Source organism: Bosea sp. 685, assembly GCF_031884435.1.
Taxonomy (GTDB): Bacteria; Pseudomonadota; Alphaproteobacteria; order Rhizobiales; family Beijerinckiaceae; genus Allobosea.
The window spans coordinates 3,455,499-3,477,124 of sequence record NZ_CP134779.1 but is presented as its reverse complement, the minus strand read 5'-3'; the positions used below and the strand labels follow the sequence as shown (position 1 = coordinate 3,477,124).

Annotated in this window: 18 protein-coding genes and 1 pseudogene; 12 read left to right on the top strand and 7 right to left on the bottom strand. The window is 66.0% G+C overall.

The window, feature by feature from the left end; genetic code table 11:
* Positions 1-69 precede the first annotated feature (69 nt).
* The 3 genes from RMR04_RS17640 to RMR04_RS17630 all read right to left on the bottom strand — a co-directional run bounded on the left by RMR04_RS17640 (position 70) and on the right by RMR04_RS17630 (position 3,212).
* Entirely contained in the window at positions 70-1,206 is a 1,137-nt protein-coding gene (locus RMR04_RS17640; RefSeq protein ID WP_311909638.1) for an ABC transporter substrate-binding protein, read from the bottom strand.
* Between the two features lie 76 nt (positions 1,207-1,282).
* Positions 1,283-2,167 (bottom strand): shikimate dehydrogenase, encoded by an 885-nt coding sequence (locus RMR04_RS17635; protein WP_311909637.1) that lies wholly within the window; start codon positions 2,165-2,167, stop codon positions 1,283-1,285.
* Between the two features lie 142 nt (positions 2,168-2,309).
* The gene (locus RMR04_RS17630) at positions 2,310-3,212 is read right to left on the bottom strand and encodes a LysR family transcriptional regulator (RefSeq protein WP_311909636.1); all 903 of its coding nucleotides are present in this window, start codon (positions 3,210-3,212) and stop codon (positions 2,310-2,312) included.
* Positions 3,213-3,409: 197 nt separating this feature from the next.
* Between RMR04_RS17630 and RMR04_RS17625 the strand changes: the two genes are divergently transcribed.
* A complete protein-coding gene (locus RMR04_RS17625; protein WP_311909635.1) occupies positions 3,410-4,762 on the top strand; it encodes a hypothetical protein in 1,353 nt (450 codons plus the stop codon).
* 39 nt (positions 4,763-4,801) lie between these two features.
* On the opposite strand, the gene RMR04_RS17620 is transcribed toward RMR04_RS17625, so the two are convergent.
* Both RMR04_RS17620 and RMR04_RS17615 read right to left on the bottom strand, forming a co-directional pair.
* Positions 4,802-5,467, bottom strand: coding sequence for a GntR family transcriptional regulator (locus tag RMR04_RS17620; protein ID WP_311909634.1), 666 nt, complete (start codon positions 5,465-5,467; stop codon positions 4,802-4,804).
* The gene (locus RMR04_RS17615; protein ID WP_311909633.1) at positions 5,464-6,981 is read right to left on the bottom strand and encodes a flagellar biosynthesis protein FlgA; all 1,518 of its coding nucleotides are present in this window, start codon (positions 6,979-6,981) and stop codon (positions 5,464-5,466) included. The genes RMR04_RS17620 and RMR04_RS17615 overlap by 4 nt, the downstream gene beginning before the upstream one ends.
* A gap of 129 nt (positions 6,982-7,110) precedes the next feature.
* On the opposite strand from RMR04_RS17615, the gene RMR04_RS17610 reads away from it, so the two are divergent.
* The 6 genes from RMR04_RS17610 (at position 7,111) to RMR04_RS17585 (ending at position 12,919) form a co-directional block, all read left to right on the top strand.
* Entirely contained in the window at positions 7,111-8,148 is a 1,038-nt protein-coding gene (locus RMR04_RS17610; RefSeq protein ID WP_311909632.1) for a 4-hydroxythreonine-4-phosphate dehydrogenase PdxA, read from the top strand.
* Positions 8,149-8,220: 72 nt separating this feature from the next.
* Positions 8,221-9,216, top strand: a complete 996-nt coding sequence (locus RMR04_RS17605; RefSeq protein WP_311909631.1) for a Bug family tripartite tricarboxylate transporter substrate binding protein — start codon at positions 8,221-8,223, stop codon at positions 9,214-9,216.
* 134 nt (positions 9,217-9,350) lie between these two features.
* Positions 9,351-9,839, top strand: coding sequence for a tripartite tricarboxylate transporter TctB family protein (locus RMR04_RS17600; RefSeq protein WP_311909630.1), 489 nt, complete (start codon positions 9,351-9,353; stop codon positions 9,837-9,839).
* 32 nt (positions 9,840-9,871) lie between these two features.
* Positions 9,872-11,389 (top strand): tripartite tricarboxylate transporter permease, encoded by a 1,518-nt coding sequence (locus RMR04_RS17595; RefSeq protein ID WP_311909629.1) that lies wholly within the window; start codon positions 9,872-9,874, stop codon positions 11,387-11,389.
* A gap of 108 nt (positions 11,390-11,497) precedes the next feature.
* Positions 11,498-11,653 carry a calponin homology domain-containing protein gene (locus tag RMR04_RS17590; protein ID WP_311909628.1) on the top strand — a complete coding sequence of 52 codons (156 nt, stop codon included), beginning with the start codon at positions 11,498-11,500 and terminating at the stop codon, positions 11,651-11,653.
* A 324-nt stretch (positions 11,654-11,977) separates the two neighbouring features.
* The gene (locus tag RMR04_RS17585) at positions 11,978-12,919 is read left to right on the top strand and encodes an IS110 family RNA-guided transposase (RefSeq protein WP_311909627.1); all 942 of its coding nucleotides are present in this window, start codon (positions 11,978-11,980) and stop codon (positions 12,917-12,919) included.
* 95 nt (positions 12,920-13,014) lie between these two features.
* Here the strand turns inward: RMR04_RS17585 and RMR04_RS17580 are convergent, their stop codons facing one another.
* On the bottom strand, positions 13,015-13,149 hold the full coding sequence (locus RMR04_RS17580; protein WP_311909626.1) for a hypothetical protein: 135 nt from the start codon (positions 13,147-13,149) through the stop codon (positions 13,015-13,017).
* Between the two features lie 106 nt (positions 13,150-13,255).
* The gene (locus RMR04_RS17575) at positions 13,256-13,609 is read right to left on the bottom strand and encodes a VOC family protein (protein WP_311909625.1); all 354 of its coding nucleotides are present in this window, start codon (positions 13,607-13,609) and stop codon (positions 13,256-13,258) included.
* A gap of 184 nt (positions 13,610-13,793) precedes the next feature.
* On the opposite strand from RMR04_RS17575, the gene RMR04_RS17570 reads away from it, so the two are divergent.
* The 5 genes and pseudogenes from RMR04_RS17570 (at position 13,794) to RMR04_RS17555 (ending at position 21,475) form a co-directional block, all read left to right on the top strand.
* The gene (locus RMR04_RS17570) at positions 13,794-14,546 is read left to right on the top strand and encodes a hypothetical protein (RefSeq protein ID WP_311909624.1); all 753 of its coding nucleotides are present in this window, start codon (positions 13,794-13,796) and stop codon (positions 14,544-14,546) included.
* A gap of 115 nt (positions 14,547-14,661) precedes the next feature.
* Complete coding sequence (locus tag RMR04_RS17565) at positions 14,662-16,671, top strand: autotransporter assembly complex protein TamA (RefSeq protein WP_311909623.1); 2,010 nt, start codon at positions 14,662-14,664, stop codon at positions 16,669-16,671.
* Entirely contained in the window at positions 16,671-21,002 is a 4,332-nt protein-coding gene (locus RMR04_RS17560) for a translocation/assembly module TamB domain-containing protein (protein WP_311909622.1), read from the top strand. The genes RMR04_RS17565 and RMR04_RS17560 overlap by 1 nt, the downstream gene beginning before the upstream one ends.
* Before the next feature lie 136 nt (positions 21,003-21,138).
* Positions 21,139-21,204, top strand: a pseudogene (locus RMR04_RS32120) (hypothetical protein); the annotation flags it as partial.
* A gap of 31 nt (positions 21,205-21,235) precedes the next feature.
* Entirely contained in the window at positions 21,236-21,475 is a 240-nt protein-coding gene (locus RMR04_RS17555) for an endonuclease domain-containing protein (protein WP_311909621.1), read from the top strand.
* The last annotated feature ends 151 nt before the right edge of the window (positions 21,476-21,626 follow it).

The window sequence follows — 21,626 nt, the reverse complement described above, 5'->3', positions numbered from 1 at the left end:
GACCCGACCATCTCTGGATGAAGAGGTTCTCGGGTCGATGCTGCGCATCGCCCGAGAATGACGAGCGCCTTACGGCTTGAGCTTCGGCAAGGTGGCGTTGATCACCTGCTTGCCGTTGATCACCTCGGCGAGGAAGCTTTCGCGGTCGAGGTCGCCATTCTGCTCGATCGTGGTCTCAATCAGGATCCCGGGCTCCTCGGAGGGCTTGATCGTCGCGCCGCGCAGCGTGTCGGCGACGCCCTTCCTGTCGAATTTCTTCTGCTTCTCGGTCGCCCATTTGACCATGTAGACGGCCATGTAGCCCTTCAGGCCGTTATGGTCGGGAGTGTAGTTGAATTTGGCGATGAACTTCTTGCCGAACTCCTGGAAGGCCGGGATCGGCGCGTCGATCGAGAGGCCGACATGGCCCTTGACGCCGTTGGCGGCGTCGCCCGCGAGCTCGATCACCTTGGCGCCGAGCAGGGTGGTCTCGCCGATCAGCGGCTTGGTGATGCCCTGCTGCTTGGCGGCACGCAGGAAGCGGGCGCTCTCTTCCTCGTTGAGATAGACGAAGACGGCGTCGGCATTGGCGTTCTTGATCTTGATCGCGTCGGCGGCGAAGTCGGCCTGGCCCTGTTCGGTGGCGACATCGACGGCGACCTTGATGCCGGCCTTTTCAAGCTCGGGCAGGATCGCGTCGCGCCCGCCCTTGCCGAAATCGTTATTGACCCAGACGACGGCGACGGAACCTGCCTTGACGGTGTTCTTCAGGTAATTGGCGATCTTGGGCATCGCGGCCGTCTGGCTGAGCGAGGTCCGGAACAGATACTGGTTGCCCTGCTTGGTCAGGCCGGCCGCCTCGCCGCCGACGATCTGGGCGATTTCGGCGCGCTGGGCGATCTGCATCGAGGCGCCGATGGGGCCGGAGAAGACCGGGCCGAGCACCGCATAGGTGCCCTCATCAATGGCGCGCTGCACGGCGGCCCGGGTGTTTCCGGGATTGCTCTGCGTGTCGTAATGCACGATCTCGATCTGCTTGCCGAGAATGCCGCCCTTGGCGTTGATCTCGGCGACGGCAAGGTCGACACCGCTCTTCCAGTTGGTGCCCGAGGTCGCGCCCGGGCCCGACAGCTCGATCACGTCGACGAGCTTGACCTTGTCCTGTGCCAGCGCCGGCAGGCCAAGGCCCGCTGTCAGCGCCGCTGCGATGATCCAATGCTTCTTCATGGTGTCGTCTCCTCCGATCGGTTTGGTCTTGTGTCTCGCCCGGTTCTTCGGGTCGTCTTCAGGATGGGGGTCGTCTTCAGGCTGCGCGGTGGGTGGCCTCCTGCGCCGCCAGGGTTTCGTCGAAGGCCTGGGCGATCGCGCTATGCGATGGCGCCTGGCCCGTAAACAGCGCGAAGGCGTCGATGGCCTGGTTGATGCTGAGCTCGCGCCCCGTCATCACCGTCGCGCCGGCGCTTTGAGCGGCTTTCAGCAGCGGTGTCCAGAGCGGATGATAGACCGCGTCCGCAACCCATTGGGACTTGTCGAGGAGCCCGGCGGGGACGGGCGTGTCGCGGTTCGGCAGCATGCCGATCGGCGTGCCGTTGACGATGCCCGCCGCATCGCTGACGGCGGCCTCCACGCTCGTCGCGATCTCGACGGTTGCGTGCTGGCCAAGCTGCGCCGCCAGAGCCGCGGACTTGGCCGGGTCGAGATCGAACAGGCGCAGTGTCCTGACGCCGCAGGAGGCGAGCGCGAAGCCGATCGCCTTGCCGACGCCGCCGGTTCCGATGATCGCAACGGGCGCGTCGCCATCCCTGCGCTTCAGCGCGCGATAGGCCGTGGCGAAACCGCTGGCGTCGGTGTTGTAGCCGGTGAGCAGGCCGTCCCGCACCACGATCGTGTTGACCGCGCCCATGGCGGCGGCGTCGGGCGAGAGAGCGTCGAGCAGCGGGATGACCGCTTCCTTGTAGGGGAAGGTGATGTTGAGGCCGGAAAAGCCGAGCCGGCGTACGCCGTCGAGGATTACCGCGAGATCGGCCTCCTTGGCTCCGGCGATGTCGATGAGGTGGTAATGCAGCGCGAGGCCGGCGGCGCGCGCTGCGGCCTCGTGCATCGCAGGCGCGGCGGAATGGGCGATCGGCGAGCCGATCAGCCCGAGCAGCACGCGCTTCGTGCGGTTGGCTATGGGAAAAGCCGGCATATCCGTCCCTCGCGGCTCGCTCGTCATCTCAGCGGGCGTTGCCGAGCGTCACATAGCCCGATTTGACGGGATAACGCGATAACCAATCCATCGCCATTACCTAACCTGATGTTATTTTCGGCACAGACGATTGCGCGGCCGGTTATGTGCGCGGTGTCACCACCGCGTTCATCTCCTCGCGCAGCAGCGCCACGAAGGTTTCGGCATAGAGCGAGGGCGCCTTGTCGTTCTTCACAGCGACATAGGTCTGGAACCGCGTCGGCTCGGCGATCGGGATCGTGGTGATGCCCTGCATCGAGCCATGCGCCACGGTGAACTGGTCGATCACCGCGATGCCGAGCCCGGCGCGCACCAGCGAGCACACCGTGGTGCCAAAGCGCGCCTTGATGACAATGTCATAGGCCAGGCCCTGCTGGTTGAAGATCTCGGCCATGACCCGGCCATAGGGATCATTGGGGTCGATGCCGATCAGCGGGTGCTGCACGATCTCGGCGGCGGAGATCGATTGACGCCCGGCGAGTTCATGGCCGTCTGGTACGATGCAGAGCAATTCGCCCTGGCTCAGCGGCACGAAGTCGATGCCGGGATGGTCGAGCTTGTAGCTCATTGCCGCGATCTCGCCCTTGCCGAGCAGGAGATAGTCGAGCGCCTCCTCGATCTTCAGGATGTTGATGTCGAGCCTGAGGTCGGGATGCTTGCGCCGCAGCCGCTCGATCGCGCGCGGCACCATGACATGGCAGATGCTCGGAACCGAGCCGATCCGGAGCTCGATGCCGCCGCCGCGCTCGATGCGCGCAAGCGTGTAATGCAGGTCGTCGACCTTCTTATAGACGCCGTTGATCTGCTCGAAGATGTCGTTGGCCTCGGGCGTTGGCACATAGCGCCCATGCCGGCGCTCGAACAGCTTGAGCCTGAGCGTGCGCTCGGTGTGCTTCATCAAGCGGCTGATGCCGGGCGCCGAGACATTGAGGAGTTTTGCCGCGCCCGAGATCGTGCCGGTGATCATGATGGCGCGGATCACCTCGATCTGGCGCAAGGTCAGCATGGTGTGGCGGTTCCCTCGAAGGTTCTTGCTTTTGCGCAAGCGGAGGGGAGGGCGGCTACACTGTCAAGCCGGCGGCGAAGGTCGTCTGCGCCGGTGCGAGGCGCCGTTGCCATCGATGACACCCGCCATTACGATGCGGCAGGCTGCTCGGGATGAGGCTATCCTGTTGGTCAGCCCGCTCTGCGAAGGAGGTTTTCATGCCACTTCGAGGTCGCGTCGGACGACATGTCAGCACCGGCGCCAATTGCCAGAACTGGAAGAGCGACCAGGAGGTCGTGATCGCCCTGCTGAACCGTATCCCGATCGCCGATGGCGGAACCGGGGGAGCCTTGGGCGGACGTATCATCGGCGGGTTCGCTAGCGACGCGCTGTACCAGGCCATCCTGAGCTTCGAGAAACGATATCCCCCGGTCAGGCAGACGGGCTTTGTCGAACCGAACGGGCCGGTGTTGACGCAATTGGAGGGGTTGGCATCGCGTCCGCCACCCGCACCGCCAAAAAAACCGGGACAATGGGACGCGATCACGACCAGATCCGTGTCGAAATCGTTGAATGCCGGTTTGGAGGGCGACATGACGCTCAGCCATTCCGATGTCGTCAACATCATTCGCAGCACGCTCAGCGATGGCGTCATCACCTCCGATGAGATCAACGACCTGGCGACGATCCTGGCCGTCGCAAGGAGCCTGCAGCAGCGTTCCAAGACAATGCTGGCGACGCTCGTCAATACGATCCGCAAGACGGCGGTCGGCAAGGGACCCTACAGGCTGGACACGGATCGGCAGCTCTTTGCGGCCGGCATGGTCTGCGATTTTCTCGAGCGCTCGGGATCGAGCCGCTTTCTCTCGCTGGATCGATATGAGGTCGGCGTCGGCCTGCTGATGCGGATCGCCAATCCGGGCTTGATCAAGCAGGACCAGGCGAGCCTGTGCGGACCGGCCGCGCTGCTGTTCAGCGAAGCGGCCGACAACCCCGCCGCTTATGCCCGTTTCGCCATCGACCTCTACGAGAAGGGGCGGGCGAAGCTCAACCGGCTGGAGATCGCACCGGACGAGGACGTGCGGACCTATCGGCCGCCGCCGACGATGGATCACGTCGACTGGATGACCATGGCCAGCATCCGCGATTCCGAGAACTGGTTCTTGGACTATGACAACGCCGACAAGGAATTCGCCGGCATCACCTTGCCCGGCGAACTGGCGGATTGGTTCCGGCGCGCCGGCTATTCCAAGGTCGAGCAGGACGCCAATATCGTGGCCAGCATGGGCCTCAGCAAAATCGACGATGCCAATCGGCTGTATGCGGACGGCTACCGCATTTGCCTCTTCATCGGCGCGAATATCCTGAGCGAGAAGGACCAGTCGAAAAGCTCGACCACCGCCGAGCATTGGGCCGTTCAGCGGTCGCTGATCGACCGGTTGAACGGCACGGTCAAGCTCAAGGTCTTCACCTGGGGCGATGGCGAGTATCAGATCCCGCACGGCAGCAAGACGCTGCCGGTCGGCGATTTCCTTGGCAATTTCTACGGTTACGTCGCGGGAAAACCATAGCGCGACATCATCCGTTTGCCGTTTGCGAGCATCGCCCTCTCAGAACACGTCTGCGACGCGCAGCCTGGTCGATTCCATATGCCGGCCGATGACGTCGAGAAGCGCTTCTGCGTCGCGCTTCAGCAGCGCTGCCATGATCTCCTCGTGCTCGGCGACGGCACCGGCCCATTTCTGTGGCCCTTCATTGCCGATGAAGCGCAAGCGCTTGATCCGGGCCTGCAGCGTCTCGTGCATTTCCATCAGCACGGGGTTGCCCGAGGCCGCCACGATGGCACTGTGGATCGCTTGGTTGAGCTTGAAATATTCGAGCCGGTTGTTCGACTTGTAGAGCGCGAGCATCCGCTCGTGCAGCAGGTTGATCGCTTGAATCGTCGCGTCGCTGGCCAGCTCGCAAGCCATGCGGCCGCCGAGCTGTTCCAGCGTCTTCAGCACCTGCAGGATCTGCGCGAGATCCTTGGCGGTGAATTTGCGTACGATCGCACCCTTGGCCGGCAGGATCTCGACGAGCCCTTCGCTGGCGAGCGTCTTGATCGCCTCGCGCAAAGGCGTGCGTGAAACCCCGAGCTGCGCGCCGAGCTGGCCCTCATTGATACGCTGGCCGGGTTCAAGCCTGCCTTCGATGATCATGTCGCGAAGGCGCTCCAGCACCTCCTCATGCAAGGTGCGGCGCGTGATCCTCGGATACTCGGCCACCGCTTCGCTCATCGTGCTGCCATTGCTCCTGTGCTCGCGCCGTTTACGGCATGGCCTCCCTGCGCTGTCAAACCGGCATCTCCTGCCTTGTTTGCGAACTCTGCCTTGTCCGCGAACAGGGCGTCCTGCCGCCGGCGCATCGCGAGCAAGCCTGAATCCGCGGCGATGTCGACATCGCCCAGCGCGATCGCCTGGCCGGCCTTGACGGGGCGCAGGAGCTTGCGGTCGGCGGCCAGATAGAACGGGGCAGGGCGGCCCTCGGCAAGGGCGGCGGCAGGACGGATCTCTGCGCCGACGCCCTCGATGCTGTGATGATGCCCGCCCATGGTCAGCACCGTGCCGGCCGCGAGATCGCGCTCTGCCACCGCGACGAGGTCCTGGCGCGGGCGGTAATCGTCGCCATAGCCGGAGCGGCCAAGGCCGGCTGCGTCGAGGATCGAGGTGGCGACCTCCACCCCCAGCAGGTGGCGCGGCAGATACAGCATCGCGGTCTCAGCCGTGCGGCTGACGACATGCCCCTTGCCGGCGAGCATCTCCCAGGTCTCGGCATTCTCGCAGGCGACGACGACGAAGACGCCCCCGGCGAAGCTCGCTTCCTCGGCCAGGCGCAGATGATGGAATACGTCGATGCGCCGCGTACCCGAAAGCAGGCCGCCCTGCATCGCTTGCGAAAACAGATCGGCGATCTCCGGGATGCGCGCCGGCGGGGCATGGAAAGCGGCGGTGTCGGCAATGAGGCCGGTCGCATTGGCGACGAGCGTCATCTCGCAGAGATCCGGCACGGCCCGCAGCGGAAAGGCCTGGCCGAGGATGCGCGCGCGTTCCGCGGCGGTCGCGACGACGGAGCGCTCGCCCGGCAGCCAGTGCTCGCGCAATTCCGGCAGCAGCCTGGTCACGCCATTGCAGGCGACGGATCCGGTCGCCGTGTCGAAGACGAAATCATATTCGCTCGATTTGCCGGCTGCGATCAGCTCCAGCCCCAGAACCTCTGCCCAGCTCACCAGCGCGATCAACAGGCTGGGTTGGTCGCCGTCGACGGGGGTGACGACCACGCCCTTGTCGCGGCCGAGGCGGGCAAGGCCGGGCCCGACGACGCTGTCGGCCTCCTTGGAGACGAGCGCGACATGTTTGCCGGCCTCGATCGCCATCAGGCTGTGACGGGTCGCAGCCTCGGGACCGCCTGTCGCCTCGACCAGCATCGCGAAGGGCAGGTCGATCACTGTCTCCAGCCGCCCCGCTGCGACATGGCGGCCCGCTGCCCAGGCCGCGCGCGCTTCAGTCGCCGTGTCGCAGAGCGCAATCTCGCTTGCCGCGATCCCGGCCGCGGCAAAAGCGCGCCCGGCCGCTTCCGCCGTCATGTCGACGGCGATGCGCGCATTGACCAATGGGATCCGGCACGCCTGGGCAAGGTAGCTGCGGCCAAAGCCGCCGCTGCCGACAAGACAGGTCTCGATCGGCTGCGTGATGCCGGCGTAATGCGCGTGGAAATTCATCGTCGTCTTGTTCCCCTTGGACGGCGCCGTCATCCGGCCAGGCCGGTTCGCGCCTTTCGATGTCTGTCTACAGCAAGGAGAATATGCTGCATACAGCATACTTGCTGCGAAAGAGGGGCCGTGCTAGCCAGAACCCAACAAGACGAAGCTGGAGACTATCTCATGGAAAGCCGTGCAAATGGCGCGCTGCCGGTGATCGCGGTCGCGATGGGTGACCCCTCCGGCATCAGCCCCGAGCTCACCGCCCGTATCCTGGTCGAGCCCGATCTGCGTCATGCCGCCCGCTATGTCGTGTTCGGCGACAAGCGCCTGCTCGATCTCGGGGCGCAGGATGGCAAGGTCGATCCAGCCGTCCAGCTGATCCGCGACGGCGACGCCATTCCCGTGGGCTCGGACGCCCCGGTCTTCATCGATCTCGCCAATCACGATCCGGCCGATCTGGAGCGCGGCAAGGCGACGCTCGCCGGCGGCAAGGCTGCGACCGGGAATTTCCGCCGCGCCTTGCAGTTCGCAGCCTCAGGGCAGGCTGATGCGGTCTTCTTCACGCCCTTCAACAAGGCGGCGATGCGCTTCGCCTATCCCGGCTATGACGACGAGATCCGCTTCGTGCGCGATGCGATCGCTTTCGAGGGCGCGGCGAGCGAGTTCAACATCCTGGACAAGCTCTGGAACGCCCGCGTCACCTCGCATATTCCGCTGTCCGAGGTTGCGCAGAACATCACCCAGGAGCGCATCCTGCGGGCCTTGACGCTGGCCGACGCCAATCTGCGCGCCGCTGGTTTCAACCCGCCGCGCATTGCGGTCGCGGGCATCAATCCCCATGCCGGCGATGGCGGCAATTTCGGCCGCGACGAGATCGAGACGATCGAGCCGGCGGTCAAGGCCGCCAAGGCGCAAGGCTTCACCGTCGAAGGGCCGTTTCCCTCCGACACCGTGTTCCTGCGTGCGAAGAACGGCGATTTCGACGCCGTTTTGACGATGTATCACGACCAGGGCCAGATCGCGATGAAGCTGATCGGCTTCGACCGCGGCGTCACCCTGATCGGCGGCTTTCCCTTCCCGATCTGCACGCCGGCCCATGGCACGGCCTATGAGATCGCAGGCCGAGGCATCGCCAATCTCGGCGCCACCCGCGCCGCGCTCTCGCTCGCCATCAAGATGGCGCAGGACGGAAAGGCGAGGGCCAAGGCCGCAGCTTAAGACAACAGCATTCCATCGAGGGCGGCCGCCTCAAGAGCCGCCCCGAAAGAACCGGACATCAGGGAGAAGCATATGACATCGTTCAGCATCACGGCCGCGCTCGCGGGCGCCTTCGCACTTGGCGGGATCGGCGCGGCGCAGGCCTGGCAGCCGACCAAGCCCATCGAATTCGTCGTGACCTCGGGCGCCGGCGGCGGCACCGATAATTTCGCCCGCGTCATCCAGTCGATCATCACCAAGCACAAGCTGATCGACCAGCCGATCGTGGTGGTGAACAAGGGCGGTGGCTCCGGCGCCGAAGGCTATGTCTATGGCAAGGGCGCCAAGGGCGATCCCAACCGCGTCATCTTCGGCACCAACAACGCCTATCTTTTGCCTTACGTCGCCAAGCTCGGCTATAAATTCACCGACCTGACGCCGGTTGCGGCGCTGGCGCTCGACGAGTTCCTGCTCTGGGTCAATGGCAGCGCGCCCTATGCCGACGCCAAGAGCTATCTCGATGCGGTCAAGGCCAAGCCCCTGGGCTTCAAGATGGGCGGCAGCCAGTCCAAGGACACCGACCAGACGCTGACCTCGATGATCCAGGAAGCGGCGGGCGTGAAGTGGATCTATGTGCCGTTCCAGGGCGGCAGCGCCGCGGCGGTGCAGCTCGCCGGCGGCCATATCGATTCCAACGTCAACAATCCCAACGAGAATATCGGCCAGTGGAAGGCCGGCCAGGTGAAGCCGCTTTGCGTGTTCTCGCCGGTGCGGCTCGCCAAGAGCGATCCGGTCTTCGAGGGCAAGGGCTGGGGCGATGTTCCCACCTGCAAGGAAGCCGGCCTGCCGCTGGAGACCTTCCAGATGCCGCGCACCGTCTGGCTGCCGGCCGAGGTTCCCGCTGACGCGGTCGCCTTCTACGCGGACCTGCTGGAGAAGGTCAGCAAGACGCCGGAATGGCAGGAGTTCGTCGCCCGCACGGCGCAGACCAGCCGTTTCATGAAGGGCAAGGAGCTCGCCGATTTCGTCGCCAAGGACGACACCGCCAGCCGCAAGGTCTTCGAGACCGAAGGCTGGGTGGTGAAGTAGGGCGGCCCAATCGTCATTCTCGGGCGGCGCGAAGCGTCGACTCGAGAATCTCCGGACCAGTAGACGCTGGTTTGCCAGATGGTCGGGGCAAGCCCGACCATGACGTCTCTTCATCCGCGACAGGGAGCCCGCCAATGATCACCCGCTTCTGGGCCGAGACCGTCACCGCTTTGGCGACCATGGCTTTCGGTCTCGTCATCGTCAAAGGCGCGCTCGAATTCGGCATCGGCTGGGATTCATCGGGCCCGCAGCCCGGCGCGTTTCCCTTTTATGTCGGCGGGCTCGTCGCGCTGGCGAGCCTCGGCACGCTGGGGCTGACGGTCGGCAAGCAATTCGCCGGCGACCCGGCCCTGCGCAAGAGCGTCCTCGATCATGAGCAGGCCGGGCGCGTCGCTTCGTTCCTGCTGCCGATGGCGGGCTTCGTCATCCTCAGCGTCACCATCGGCATGTATGCAGCCACGCTCCTCTATCTCGTCTTCACCATGCGCTTCCAGGGCCGCTATGGCTGGCCGGCGACGCTGGTGACGGCGCTGGGAACCGCGGCATTCTTCTATCTCGCGCTCGAGAAATTCTTCCAGATCGGCCTGCTCAAGGGCCCGCTCGAACCTCTCATCGGCCTGTGATCGGCTCGCAACGGAAAACGGTGCCGTAAGCCATGGATAACGTCGCCAATCTGATGCACGGCTTTTCGGTCGCGCTCACGACCCACCACATCCTGCTGATGTTCGCGGGTGTGCTGCTGGGCGTGCTTGTCGGCGTCCTGCCGGGGCTGGGCGCGCCCAATGGCGTGTCGCTGCTCCTGCCGCTGACCTTCTCGATGGATCCGGTTTCGGCCATCATTCTTCTGACCTCGCTCTATTGGGGCGCGCTGTTTGGCGGCTCGACCACCTCAATCCTGTTCAACATTCCAGGCGAACCGTCCTCCGTGGCGACGACCTTCGACGGCCACCCCATGGCCAAGCAGGGCAAGGCGACGGAGGCGCTCGCCTTCGCCTTCCTCTCTGCCGGCTTCGGGGCGCTTGCCGGCGTCATCCTGATCACGCTGCTCTCGGGCTGGGTCGCGAAGTTCGCGCTGCGCTTTTCCTCTCCGGAGTATTTCGCGGTCTATTTCATGACCTTCGCCAGCTTCATCGGGCTTGGCGGCGCCTCGCCGCTGAAGACCATCGTCTCGATGGGCATCGGCTTCACGCTTGCGGCCATCGGCATGGATTCGGTCTCCGGCAATGTCCGGCTGACCTATGATTTCGACGTCCTGCTCGCCGGTGTCAGCTTCCTGATCGCGGTGATCGGCCTGTTCGGCATCGGCGAATTGCTGCTCACGATGGAGGAGGGCCTGAAGTTCGATGGCGTCGCCGCCAAGGTGCGCATCGGTGACGTGCTGACGACCGCCGCCAAGCTGCCGCGCTACTGGGTGGCGCTGCTGCGTTCGAGCCTGATCGGCATCTGGATGGGCATCACGCCGGGCGGACCGACGGCCGCTTCCTTCATGAGCTACGCCATGGCCAAGCGCTCCTCGCGCCACCCCGAAACCTTCGGCAAGGGCGATCCCGAGGGCGTGATCGCGCCCGAGGCGGCCGACCATGCGGCGGGCTCGGCGGCGATGCTGCCGATGCTGGCGCTCGGCATTCCAGGTTCAGCGACGGCCGCCGTGATGATGGGCGGTTTGATGATCTGGGGGCTCAACCCCGGCCCGACGCTGTTCACCGACCGGCCGGATTTCGTCTGGGGCCTGATCGCCTCGATGTATCTCGGCAATGTCGTCGCGGTCGTCGTGGTGCTGGCGACCGTGCCGCTCTTCGCCTCGATCCTGCGCATCCCGTTCTCGATCATCGGGCCGGTGATCGTGGTGATCTGCTTCATCGGCGCCTACACCGCCGCGAGCAAGGAGTTCGACATCTGGCTGGCGCTGGTCTTCGGCCTCGTCGGCTATGTCTTCAAGAAGCTCGATTATCCGATCGCGCCGCTCGTGCTCGCCATGGTCATCGGCGACAAGGCCGAGGACGCCTTCCGCCAGTCGATGATCTTCTCGCAGGGCTCGCTCAGGATCTTCTGGTCGAATCCGCTGGTTTCGACGCTGATGACGATCGGCCTCGCACTGTTGTTCATGCCGCTGATCGGTGGTCTCGCGCGCCGCTTGCGCGGCCGTTTGGTCGCCGGCTCGGCGAAAGGCTGAGCGCTCGTGTCACGATGCTCGTCTGGCCTCCAGTTTTGTAACGCGTTACGCTCGGGCGTCGAGTTCGGGGACGATGCCATGGCAGCATTTGCAGAACGGATGCGCGATATGCGCCTTCTTCTCCCCGAAATGCGCTCTGCCGAGGTGCGGGCGCGGATCGCACGCCAATCCGCTGCACTCGATCCTGCCGACGAGGCCGAGGCTCTCGCCTGGATCGAAACGGTCTCGGAGTTCGACAATCCCGATCCCTTGGAAGAGCAGTGAGGCGCGGCGACATCGTCGTCGTTTCAACACCTGCCAATTCCAACACCCGCACCGTCATCCTGGACAAGCCGCAAAGCGGCGCTGATCCGGGATCCATCGTGGGGAACTGCACTCTACGATGGATCCCGGGTTGGAAAGGCAGACTGTGTAAGATGGTTTGGCCGGCCGGGGACGGCCATCCCCAGCCGGCGCGGTCGAGATGCCGAGATCCCGGTCAGCCCTCAAGAGGTTGAACAGAGCAAGAGCAGTCGGCCGCACCCAAGCCAGTCCGAACAGTTGCACGGGGCTTTTGACCTCGCTTCCAAGCCTGGGATGCTTATGACCATGACACAGAACAGCCCCGTCGGCATCGACGTTTCCAAAGGCTGGCTCGACCTTGCCATCGCCAGCAAGGTCGTGCGGATCGACAATACCGCGCCGGCCATCCTGGCGCAGATCAAGCGTCTGCTGCAGGCCGGCTTCACCACCGTCGGCATGGAACCGACCGGCGGATATGAACGGCTTGCCGTCAGCCTGTTTCGCGAGGCGGGCTTCACCGTGCTGATGGTCGATAGTTGGCGCTGCCGTCAATTCGCCAAGGCACGCGGCAACCGCGCCAAGACCGATCCGCTCGATGCCCGCCTGATCGCCGATTTCCTCGTCGCCCACGAGGCCAGGCCCTTCCCAAAGCCCAGCCTCTCGCAGCAGGAGCTGACGCTCTGGTCGCGTGAGATCGCCCGGGCGCAAGCCTACCTCCTGCGCCTGCAGAACCGCCTCGATCACATCGAGGTCGAGGCCCTGCGCCGCGTGATCGAGACCGAGATGGACGCCATCCGCAGTACCGTGAAGCAAGCCCAGGCCGCCATCGAAGTGTTGATCGCAGCCGATGAGGAGTTCAGCGCCAAGGCCGAGCTCCTCGACAGCATGACCGGTATCGGACCCAACACCATCCGGGTCCTCCTCGCCGAGATGCCTGAACTCGGCCATATCGACGCCAGGAAGGCTGCGGCGCTGGCCGGCGTCGCTCCCTATCCGTACGACAGCGGCAAATCCCGCGGCATCAGCCACATCGAAGCCGGACGCGACGCCCTGCGGCGCAGCCTCTACCTCGCCGCCTTCGCAGCCAAGCTCCACAATCCCTGGGCCAAGGCCATCTATGACGGCCTGCGCAAAGCCGGCAAAGCCGCCAAAGTCGCCCTCATCGCACTCGCCAGACGTATCCTCGTCGTTCTCAACGCCATGGCGCGCAATCAAAAACCCTGGCAATTCAACAACAAAGCAAGCTGAACATGACAGTTGCTCTGCGCTTTGCTTGCCCGGGATGACGGCGCGGGTGTGAATGCGTCCGGCAAACTGAATTTTCGAGGCCTCACTGAGCTTATTCAATACGCCCCGATGCCGCCGGAGGGCGGGGGCAGGTTGCCTCGCCGGTCTTTCGTGATGAGATCCGGCGTCACCAGAAGCTCCTTGCTGAGCCAAGCGACATAGGCTGAAAGCAACTGCACGATAATGCGCATCGACCGCCTCCCTAGTTTACGGAAGCGATCTTATCAGAAACAATGGCCTATGCCCTTGAAATTTCGACATGTCTGCATTGCGTGACGCATGGGAATGACTGCGGCTTCAGACCTTCGACCAGACCGCCAGCTCATACCCATCAGGATCGGCGAAGTGGAAACGCCGGCCGCCGGGGAAATCGAAGACCGGCTTGACGATGCGCCCGCCCGCCGCCTCGATGCCGGCCTGTGTCGCGGCAAGGTCGTCGGCATAGAGGATGACCAGCGGCCCGCCTGGATTCGGCGTGTCTTGCGTGGTGAAGCCGCCTTCGAGCCGGCCGTCAGCGAAGGCGCAGTACTCCGGCCCGTAATCGGTCATTTTCCAGCCGAAGGCCTTCTCGTAGAAGTCGCGCGCCCGCGCGAGGTCGGCGACGTTGAATTCGACATAGTCGATGCGCCGGTCGTGTTCGGAAGCTGGCATGGTCGTTTCCTCCTGCTTTTGGCAGGGCGAACCACAGGGGCCCGTCAGCGCATGGCAGGACGGTGATGCCGCCATGCGGGTTGTCCGGAGGGCTCCTGCTGCTGTAGCAGCTTGGCAAGCGCGCTGCCGCCCGTGCACCATGGGCGCGACATGATCGTCAAGACGCCGACAGGGAAGAGACGCAATGCCGACCACGACCGAAACCTTGCGCGATGCGCTGGTCGCCGCCCGCCGCGGCAAGAGCCTGATCGAGATGGCGAGCCAGCCCGTGCCGGCCTCGTTCAGCGAAGGGCTGGGCGTGCAGGCCGAGATCGCCAAGGTGCTGAAGCAGCCGGAAGCCGGCTGGAAGGTCGCGATCGCCGAGGATGGCCTGCCGGTCGCGGGCATCATGCCCGGTCCTTATCTCAAGCCCGGCGACACCTATGAGGGCGCGATCGGCGCTGAATTGCGCGTCGAGATCGAGATTGCCCTGCGTCTCGCCAGCGATGTGCCGTTCCGTCCGAACCAGCCCTATTCGCGCGCCGAACTGCTCGGCCATTGCGACAAGGCCTATCTCGGCATCGAGATCGTCGAGAGCCGCCTCGCCAATTGGACGGGTGTTCCCTTCGCGCTTTGGCTCGCCGACGCGCTCGGTCATGGCGGTTACCTGATCGGCCCCGAACTCGAGATCAAGACGCTCGACGACCCGACCGCGCTCGGCTGCTTCATCTCGCTCAACGGCGTCACGATCTATGACAAGCCGGCGGTGCATGCGAATGGCGATCCGATGGCGCCCTTCCTCGCCTGGGCCAACCGCAAGCAGGATTTCATGGGCGGTTTGCGCGCCGGCCAGATCGTCACCACCGGCAGCCTTTGCGGCGGCGTGCTCTCCCCCGGAAAGGGCGAAATCGTGACGAAGTTGAGCCCGCTGGCGACAGTATCTCTGACGCTGCGTTAGGCATTAAGTTCAAGACATCGCCGATGAGCGCCAGATCATCGGCAATGTTTCCATCATGTTCGGAACACAGTTCGACCTTATTCGTTGCGTGCTGGTGGCGTCGTTGGGAGGGTGGATGCGGTTGTGGCGGAAAGTGTCCCGCAATGTCGCGGGTGGAGGCGTTTGCGCTTTCGCCGCGATGCTTGGTGGACAGCCGACGCCGGCCGAAGCTTTCGATATCTCCTCGCTGGACGTCTTTGGCCTGTTCGGCTCCAAGGAGCAGCCGCCGGCGGTCAGCACGAGCACGCTGCCCTATCAGCTCAGCTTCGATCTCGGCGACGCCGCTGACGCCAAGACGCTGACGCGCACTCTGCAGGACGCCTCGCTGCTCTATCGCCTGCGCCAGGACGCGCCGCCCGATGGCGAGACCCTGGCGCGGCGCATGGCCGCCGATCTCAATCCGCTGGTCGATGCGCTCTGGTCGCAGGGCTATTTCAACGCCGAGGTCGCGCTCGCCGTCGACGGTGTCGCGCTTCAGCCGGGCGTGGAGCCCGGCGCAGCTTTGGTGCGCGCCGCCGAGGCGCATCGCAATCGCGAGCCGGTCCCGATCTCGGTCCGCGTCCAGCCTGGCCCGGTCTTCGGCTTGCGCAATATCGCTGTCGTCGAGCGCGGGGAGGGCACGCCGGTCATCGCCGACCCGGCCAGGGTCTCCAAGCTCAAGCCCGGCGATGCCGCGACCTCGGCCTCGCTGCGCGCGGCGCAGGCTGCGCTGGTCGACCATCTGCGCAACCAGTCGCGCCCGCTCGCCAAGATGGTCGAGCTCAGGCCCGTGGTCGACCATGCCGCGCGGATCATGGATGTGACCTATGTCGTCGAGCCCGGCCCGCTTGCCGGCTTTGGCGCGGTCACGCTCGGCGAGACCGGCGATATTCCGCCTGCCGTGGTGCGCTCCTTCATCTATCTCGAACCGGGCGATCCCTATTCGCCCAAGGCGCTGGCGGATACGCGCAAATCGGTCGCGACCATCCCCGCCATCGGTTCGGTGCGCATCCGCGAGGCGGACAAGCTCGATGCTGCCGGCAATCTGCCTGTTTTCGTCGATGTCACCGAGCGGCCCAAGCGGCTGATCGGCTTCTCCGCCCGCTACTCCACCATCGATGGCCCGGCGGTGAAGACCTATTGGGAGCATCGCAACCTGTTCGGCGGGGCGGAACGGCTGCGCCTCGAAGGCGACATCTTCCTGGCACCGCGCATCAATGGCACCAAGATCAGCAGCTTCGACGATTTCGAGCGCTCCGATCTCGGCGGGCGCTTCACGGTCAGCTTCATGAAGCCGGCGCTGTGGGGCACGCGCTATGACTGGCTCGTCGATGGCACGGGCGCACGCGAGCGCGTCGGCACCAACCGCTATGGTGGCTACACCGCGCGCTACGCCAATGTGACGACCGCGATCCGCCAGCGCTTCAGCGACACCTTCTCGGTGCAGGCGGGGCTGGAGGTCGAGCGCGGCCAGACCAGCGATGTGCTGGGCCAGGTCGACTACACCCTGGTCGGCATTCCGCTCTCGGTGAAATACGATTCGACCGACAGCCTGCTCGACGCGACGCGCGGCATCCGCGCCACCGCCTCGGTCACGCCCTATCCGAGCTTCCTCGGCTCCACCGTCAATGTCGTGCAGTCGAAGGCTGCGGTCTCCGGCTATTACGCGCTCGACGAGGACGCTCGCTATGTGCTCGCCGGCCGCGTCGGGTTGGGCTCGATCGCTGGCGAGAAGCTCGACGAGATTCCCGCGACGCGGCGCTTCTATGCCGGCGGCGGTGGCTCGGTGCGCGGCTATGCCTATCGCACGCTCTCGCCGCTTGGGCCGCTCGGACAGCTCACCGGCGGGCGCAGCCTGTTCGAGGCCTCGGTGGAGGCCCGCATCAAGGTCACCGACACGATCGGCCTGGTGCCGTTCTTCGATGCCGGCATGGCCTTCGAATCCAGCATCCCGAATTTCAAGCAGGAGCTGCAATATTCGGCCGGCCTCGGCCTGCGCTATTACACGCCGATCGGCCCGATCAGGCTCGACGTCGCAGCGCCCCTCAACCCGCGCAAGGGCGACAAGCCGGTCGCGGTCTATATCAGCATCGGGCAGGCCTTCTGATGGTGCGCCTCCTGACCCTTCTGCGCCTGCCCCTTGCGCGCCTGGCGCTCTCGGCCCTCGTCCTTGGCGTGGTCCTGCTCGCCTCGGCCCATTTCGCCGGCTTCGCCCAGAACGCCCAGAGCGATCGCGGCGTCGTCGCCGATCTGATCTCGCGGGCGCTGTCGAGCGACACCAGCCAGGTCTCGATCGGCGCGGTCGAGGGCGCGCTGTCTTCCGACGTCACGATCCGCGACATCGTGCTGTCCGATCGTGACGGCCCCTGGCTCCGGCTCGACCGCGTCCGCTTGATCTGGACCCGCACGGCGCTGCTGTTGCGCAGGCTCGAGGTGAACCGGCTCGAGATCGGCAAGCTCGAGATCCTGCGCAAACCGGTGCCGCAGCCGGGAGCTGCGCCCGCCAACGACCAGCCGATCCTGCCGGAACTGCCGCTCAAGGTGATCATCACCGCTTTTCAGCTTGGTGAACTGTCGCTTGGTGAGCCGGTTCTCGGCACGGCAGCGCGTCTTGGCGCGGCCGGCTCGGCGACGCTGGGGCCGCCGGCCGAAGGGCTCGATCTCAGGCTGGAGGCGCACCGGCTCGACAGGCAGGGTGAGTTCACCGTGCGCCTCGGCTTCATCCCGCAGACGACGCGGCTGCAGATCGCGGCCAAGCTGGACGAGGCGCCGGGCGGCTTGATCTCGCGCCTGGCCAATCTGCCGAGCGAGGCGCCGGTCAAGCTCGATCTCAATGGCGACGGCCCGCTCGACGCCTTCCGCTCTAATCTGGTGTTCACCGCCGGCGAGACCATCGGCGCGCAAGGATCGGCCAATCTCTCCCGCAATGGGCCGGGGCGTGACCTCGCGCTGGCGCTCGAGGCGCGCATTGAAGGGCTGATGCCGGCCCCCGCCGCACCGATCTTCGCCGGCTCGACGCGGCTCGACGGCGCGGTCGGCTTCAGCGACGATGGTGGCGTCGATATCCGCAATCTGGCGCTGGTCTCGGCGCTTGCCCGGCTCGATGTGCTCGGGCGCTATGCTCCTGACCGGACGGTCGATCTGCGCCTCACCGCCACTGCTCGCCCCAATGCCGGCAGCCGCACGGTGTCATCGGGTGCCGAGATCGGCAAGCTCGCCTTCGAGGCGACGGCCAAGGGCCCGGTCGCGGGCCCTAGCATCGTCGCGACATTGGATGCTGAGGACGCGAAGCTTCCAATGGGGACGCTCAGTAAGCTCGCCGCCCGCTTCACCGCGACGCCGACCGGCACGATCGGGCAGGCGGGAACGCGGATCGTGCTGGTCTCCGACGGCGAGGCGACGGGCGTTGCACTGGCCGACTCCAAACTGGCGCGTATCGTCGGCGAGCGCGTCAGCTTCAGCTTGCGCGGCGCCAGCAATGACGACGCGACCGCCGATTTCGAGACATTGCGCCTGGCCATGTCGGGCGTCGAAGTCGACTACAAGGGCAAGCTCGGCCAGGCCCGCATGCTCGGCCAGGCGAAATTGCTCCTGCCCGATCTGTCGCGCCTGAGCGGGTTTGCCGGGCGGGCCTTGGCGGGCCGCGCCGATGTCACGGCCGATCTCGACGCGACGCCGCGCACAAACGCTTATGGCGTGGCGCTGACCGGTCATGCTGATCAGCTAGTCACGGGCGACGCCGCGCTCGACCGGCTGCTGGCGGGCAAGCTGGCGCTCGCCGGCCAGATCAGGGCGCTCGCCTCCGATGTTACGGTTACGGGCCTGCGCGTTACCGGGCAGCACGCGACCCTGGTCGCCGATGGCGGGGTCGGGCACGAGCACTCGGATCTGCGCATCGCCCTGGCGCTGCCCGATCTGAAGCGCGCCGATCCACGCCTGTCCGGGCGCGGCGAGGCGACCGCGCAACTGACCGGACCGCTCGACAAACTCGACGCCACTGCCCGCATCGCCGTCACCAATGCCACAGCGCTCGCCCGGCCGATCCCGCGCCTCGTGATCGACGCCACGATCCGCGATCTGCAAGGCGCGCTCGACACGACGCTGGCGCTCGATGGCGAGGTCGACAACAAGCCTGCCACTGGCCGCGTCCGGCTGGTGCGTATGCCCGGCGATGGCTGGAACCTCTCGAGTCTCGATCTCGGCATCGGCTCGGTCAGGCTGAACGGCGCGTTGACGCTCGATCCCGCCAGCCGCACTGCTGGCCGGTTGACGCTCGCCGCGCGCAATCTCGACGATCTCTCGGCGCTGGCCCTGACCAAGCTCGGCGGCCAGCTCGACGCCGATATCGCGCTGGCGGTGGTCGAGGGGCGGCAGAATCTCGACCTGACCGCGCGGGCTGCCAAACTCGCCGGCCCTTCGTTCGCGATCGACAAGCTCGTTGCGACGGCTGCCGCCCGCGACGTGTTCGGCAAACCGCAGCTCGATGCCGCGCTTGCGATCGACAAGGCGGTCCTGGCCGGTGAGCCGGTGAGCTCGATCCGCTTCGATTCGAAGGGCGCGCCCGAGGCCAGCGCCTTCACCCTGAGCGCGGCTGCACGCGGCTTTGCCATGAACGGGGTGGGCCGGCTCGTCCCAGTCGAGCCGCTGCGATTGGAACTGGCCTCCTTCGAGGCGCGTCGCGACGGGCGGCGCATCGCGCTCAATCAGCCGGCCACACTCAGCTTCCCAACCGGGGGCGTCGAGATTGCCGGTCTGGAGCTGGCGATCGATCGCGGCCGCTTGACGCTCGACGGCCGCGCCGGCGAGACGCTCGATCTGCGCCTCACCGCTCGCGACGTGCCGCTCTCGGCCGCGCGCATCGCCGCTCCGAATCTGGATTTGGCGGGAACGCTCAATGCGCAGGCGCAGGTCAAGGGTCGCCCGGGTGCGCTGGCCGGCCCTTGGCAACTGCGTATCGCGGGATTGGCGACGCCGGAAACCCGCAGCGCCGGCCTGCCGCCGATCGCGATCGACGGCAATGGTCAGCTCGATGGCGGCCGCACCAGCGTCAATGCGACGCTCAACGCCGGAAAGCTCGCCAATCTGAGCCTGCGGGGCTCCGCGCCGCTTGGCGGCGCTGGCGCGCTCGATCTTGCGGCGCAGGGCACGGTCGACGCCGCGCTCGCCAATCCGATGATCGCGGCTCAAGGCCAGAGCCTGACGGGAGCGGTCGCGCTCGATATGCGGGCAGTGGGAACGACGGCCGCCCCGCGTCTCAGCGGCGCGGCGACGCTCGCCAAGGGCAGCTTCACCGACGCCCTGCAGGGCCTGCGCTTGACCGGGATCGAGGCGCGCATCGCGGCCAATGGCGAGAACCTGACGATCGAGCGCGCCGTTGCCGGCACAGCCAATGGCGGCACGCTCTCGGCGAGCGGGCAGGTCAGGCTCGATCCGGCGGCGGGTTTTCCGGGCCAGCTCCGCATCCAGGGCAAGCGCGCCCAGCTCGTCGCCAACGGCATCGTCACGGCAGTCGCCGATCTCGGGCTCGATATCGCCGGGCCGCTGGCGCAGCGCCCGCGCATCGGTGGGCGCGTCGATGTCGTCTCGCTCGATGTCGCGGTGCCGGATCGCTTGCCGGCCTCGCTGCGGCCGGTGGATGGCATCAAGCACATCAAGGCGACGGGCACGGCGGCCGCGCGCCTCGCTGCTGCCCGCAAGGCAAGGCCCGCAGGGAAGGGCAGGGGCCGGCCGGCGCCCGCTTTTGACGCTGCGCTGGCGCTGGTGGTTTCCGCGCCGAATCGCGTCTTCATCCGGGGGCGCGGCATCGACGCCGAACTCGGCGGAGAGATGCGCGTCGGCGGCACGTTGGTTGCCCCTGCGCTCGATGGCGGCTTCGATCTCAGGCGCGGCCGCCTCAGCGTGCTGAGCCAGCGCCTCGATTTCAGCCGTGGCCGCTTGAGCTTCACCGGCGGCCCAATTCCTGAGCTCGATTTCGTCGCCGAGACGCGCGCATCGGACGTCACGGCCAAGATCCTGATCACGGGGCCGGCCGACCAGCCGGCCTTCGCCTTCACCTCGCAGCCTGAACTGCCACAGGACGAGGTTTTGTCGCGCATCTTGTTCGCCCGCGCCTCGGGCTCACTCTCGGCTTTCCAGGCGCTGCAGCTCGCGCAGACGGCCGCCCAGTTCGCGGGAGGCGGGGGCGACGATTCCTTCGAACGGCTGCGTAAATCGCTCGGCGTCGACAATCTCGACATCCAGGTCGGGGCGGGCGGCCCGACGGTCGGCGCCTCCCGCTATATCGGCAACAATGTCTCGATCGGCGTGAAGGCCGGCGCCAAGCCCGAGGATAGCGGCGTCTCGATCGGAATCGACGTCACCCGCCGCCTGAAGGTCCAGGCCGAGACGGGGGCGGACGGCTCTGCCTCGGTCGGCGTTGGGGCGGAATGGGAATATTGAGGCGCGGGGTCACAGGGGACCGGGCCTCTGCTTGAGACTGAGAGGGCGCGGGGAACCCTTCTCCCGGATGGGAGAAGGGCAGGGATGAGGGTGTGCCGCTGATTGTTCGAGCGCTGGCGGTCCATCATCCGCCGCTATGACGACCGAGCAACGCCGCTTCGCCAGACGCCTGCGCGCGCAAGCGACCGAGCCTGAGGACATCGTCTGGGGTCTCCTGCGCAACCGCCGCCTCGATGGTCTTAAGTTCCCGCCGGCAGGTGCCGCTGCTCGGCTACACCGTCGATTTCCTCTGCGTGGAGCGCAGACTGATCGTCGAGATCGATGGCCGGCAGCATGATTGGGAACGCGATTACGATATCACCCGCACGCAGGAGATTGAGCGCCACGGCTTCACCCTGCTGCGTTTCAGCAATGTGCAGGTTCGCGATGATCGCGACGCAGTCCTGGCGGCCATCCGTAAGGCTGTGGGCTGACCGGAGAGTTCTACTCTTCTCTCTGATGCGGGCTGGCGGCCAAACCAAAAGGTGCAGCGGCGCGGTCGCGCCTCAATAACCAGCGGCACACCCTCATCCGGCGCTCCGCGCCACCTTCTCCCCCGAGGATTCCTCTGCGAAACGCGGCTGA

Coding starts and splice junctions, on each gene's coding strand:
- RMR04_RS17590 (WP_311909628.1), top strand. CDS start 11,498: ATGCGCCTTCTTCTCCCCGAAATGCGCTCTGCCGAGGTGCGGGCGCGG.
- RMR04_RS17575 (WP_311909625.1), bottom strand. CDS start 13,609: ATGCCAGCTTCCGAACACGACCGGCGCATCGACTATGTCGAATTCAAC.
- RMR04_RS17585 (WP_311909627.1), top strand. CDS start 11,978: ATGACACAGAACAGCCCCGTCGGCATCGACGTTTCCAAAGGCTGGCTC.
- RMR04_RS17605 (WP_311909631.1), top strand. CDS start 8,221: ATGACATCGTTCAGCATCACGGCCGCGCTCGCGGGCGCCTTCGCACTT.
- RMR04_RS17555 (WP_311909621.1), top strand. CDS start 21,236: ATGGTCTTAAGTTCCCGCCGGCAGGTGCCGCTGCTCGGCTACACCGTC.
- RMR04_RS17600 (WP_311909630.1), top strand. CDS start 9,351: ATGATCACCCGCTTCTGGGCCGAGACCGTCACCGCTTTGGCGACCATG.
- RMR04_RS17625 (WP_311909635.1), top strand. CDS start 3,410: ATGCCACTTCGAGGTCGCGTCGGACGACATGTCAGCACCGGCGCCAAT.
- RMR04_RS17615 (WP_311909633.1), bottom strand. CDS start 6,981: ATGACGGCGCCGTCCAAGGGGAACAAGACGACGATGAATTTCCACGCG.
- RMR04_RS17595 (WP_311909629.1), top strand. CDS start 9,872: ATGGATAACGTCGCCAATCTGATGCACGGCTTTTCGGTCGCGCTCACG.
- RMR04_RS17630 (WP_311909636.1), bottom strand. CDS start 3,212: ATGCTGACCTTGCGCCAGATCGAGGTGATCCGCGCCATCATGATCACC.
- RMR04_RS17635 (WP_311909637.1), bottom strand. CDS start 2,167: ATGCCGGCTTTTCCCATAGCCAACCGCACGAAGCGCGTGCTGCTCGGG.
- RMR04_RS17580 (WP_311909626.1), bottom strand. CDS start 13,149: ATGCGCATTATCGTGCAGTTGCTTTCAGCCTATGTCGCTTGGCTCAGC.
- RMR04_RS17610 (WP_311909632.1), top strand. CDS start 7,111: ATGGAAAGCCGTGCAAATGGCGCGCTGCCGGTGATCGCGGTCGCGATG.
- RMR04_RS17565 (WP_311909623.1), top strand. CDS start 14,662: ATGCGGTTGTGGCGGAAAGTGTCCCGCAATGTCGCGGGTGGAGGCGTT.
- RMR04_RS17560 (WP_311909622.1), top strand. CDS start 16,671: ATGGTGCGCCTCCTGACCCTTCTGCGCCTGCCCCTTGCGCGCCTGGCG.
- RMR04_RS17640 (WP_311909638.1), bottom strand. CDS start 1,206: ATGAAGAAGCATTGGATCATCGCAGCGGCGCTGACAGCGGGCCTTGGC.
- RMR04_RS17620 (WP_311909634.1), bottom strand. CDS start 5,467: ATGAGCGAAGCGGTGGCCGAGTATCCGAGGATCACGCGCCGCACCTTG.
- RMR04_RS17570 (WP_311909624.1), top strand. CDS start 13,794: ATGCCGACCACGACCGAAACCTTGCGCGATGCGCTGGTCGCCGCCCGC.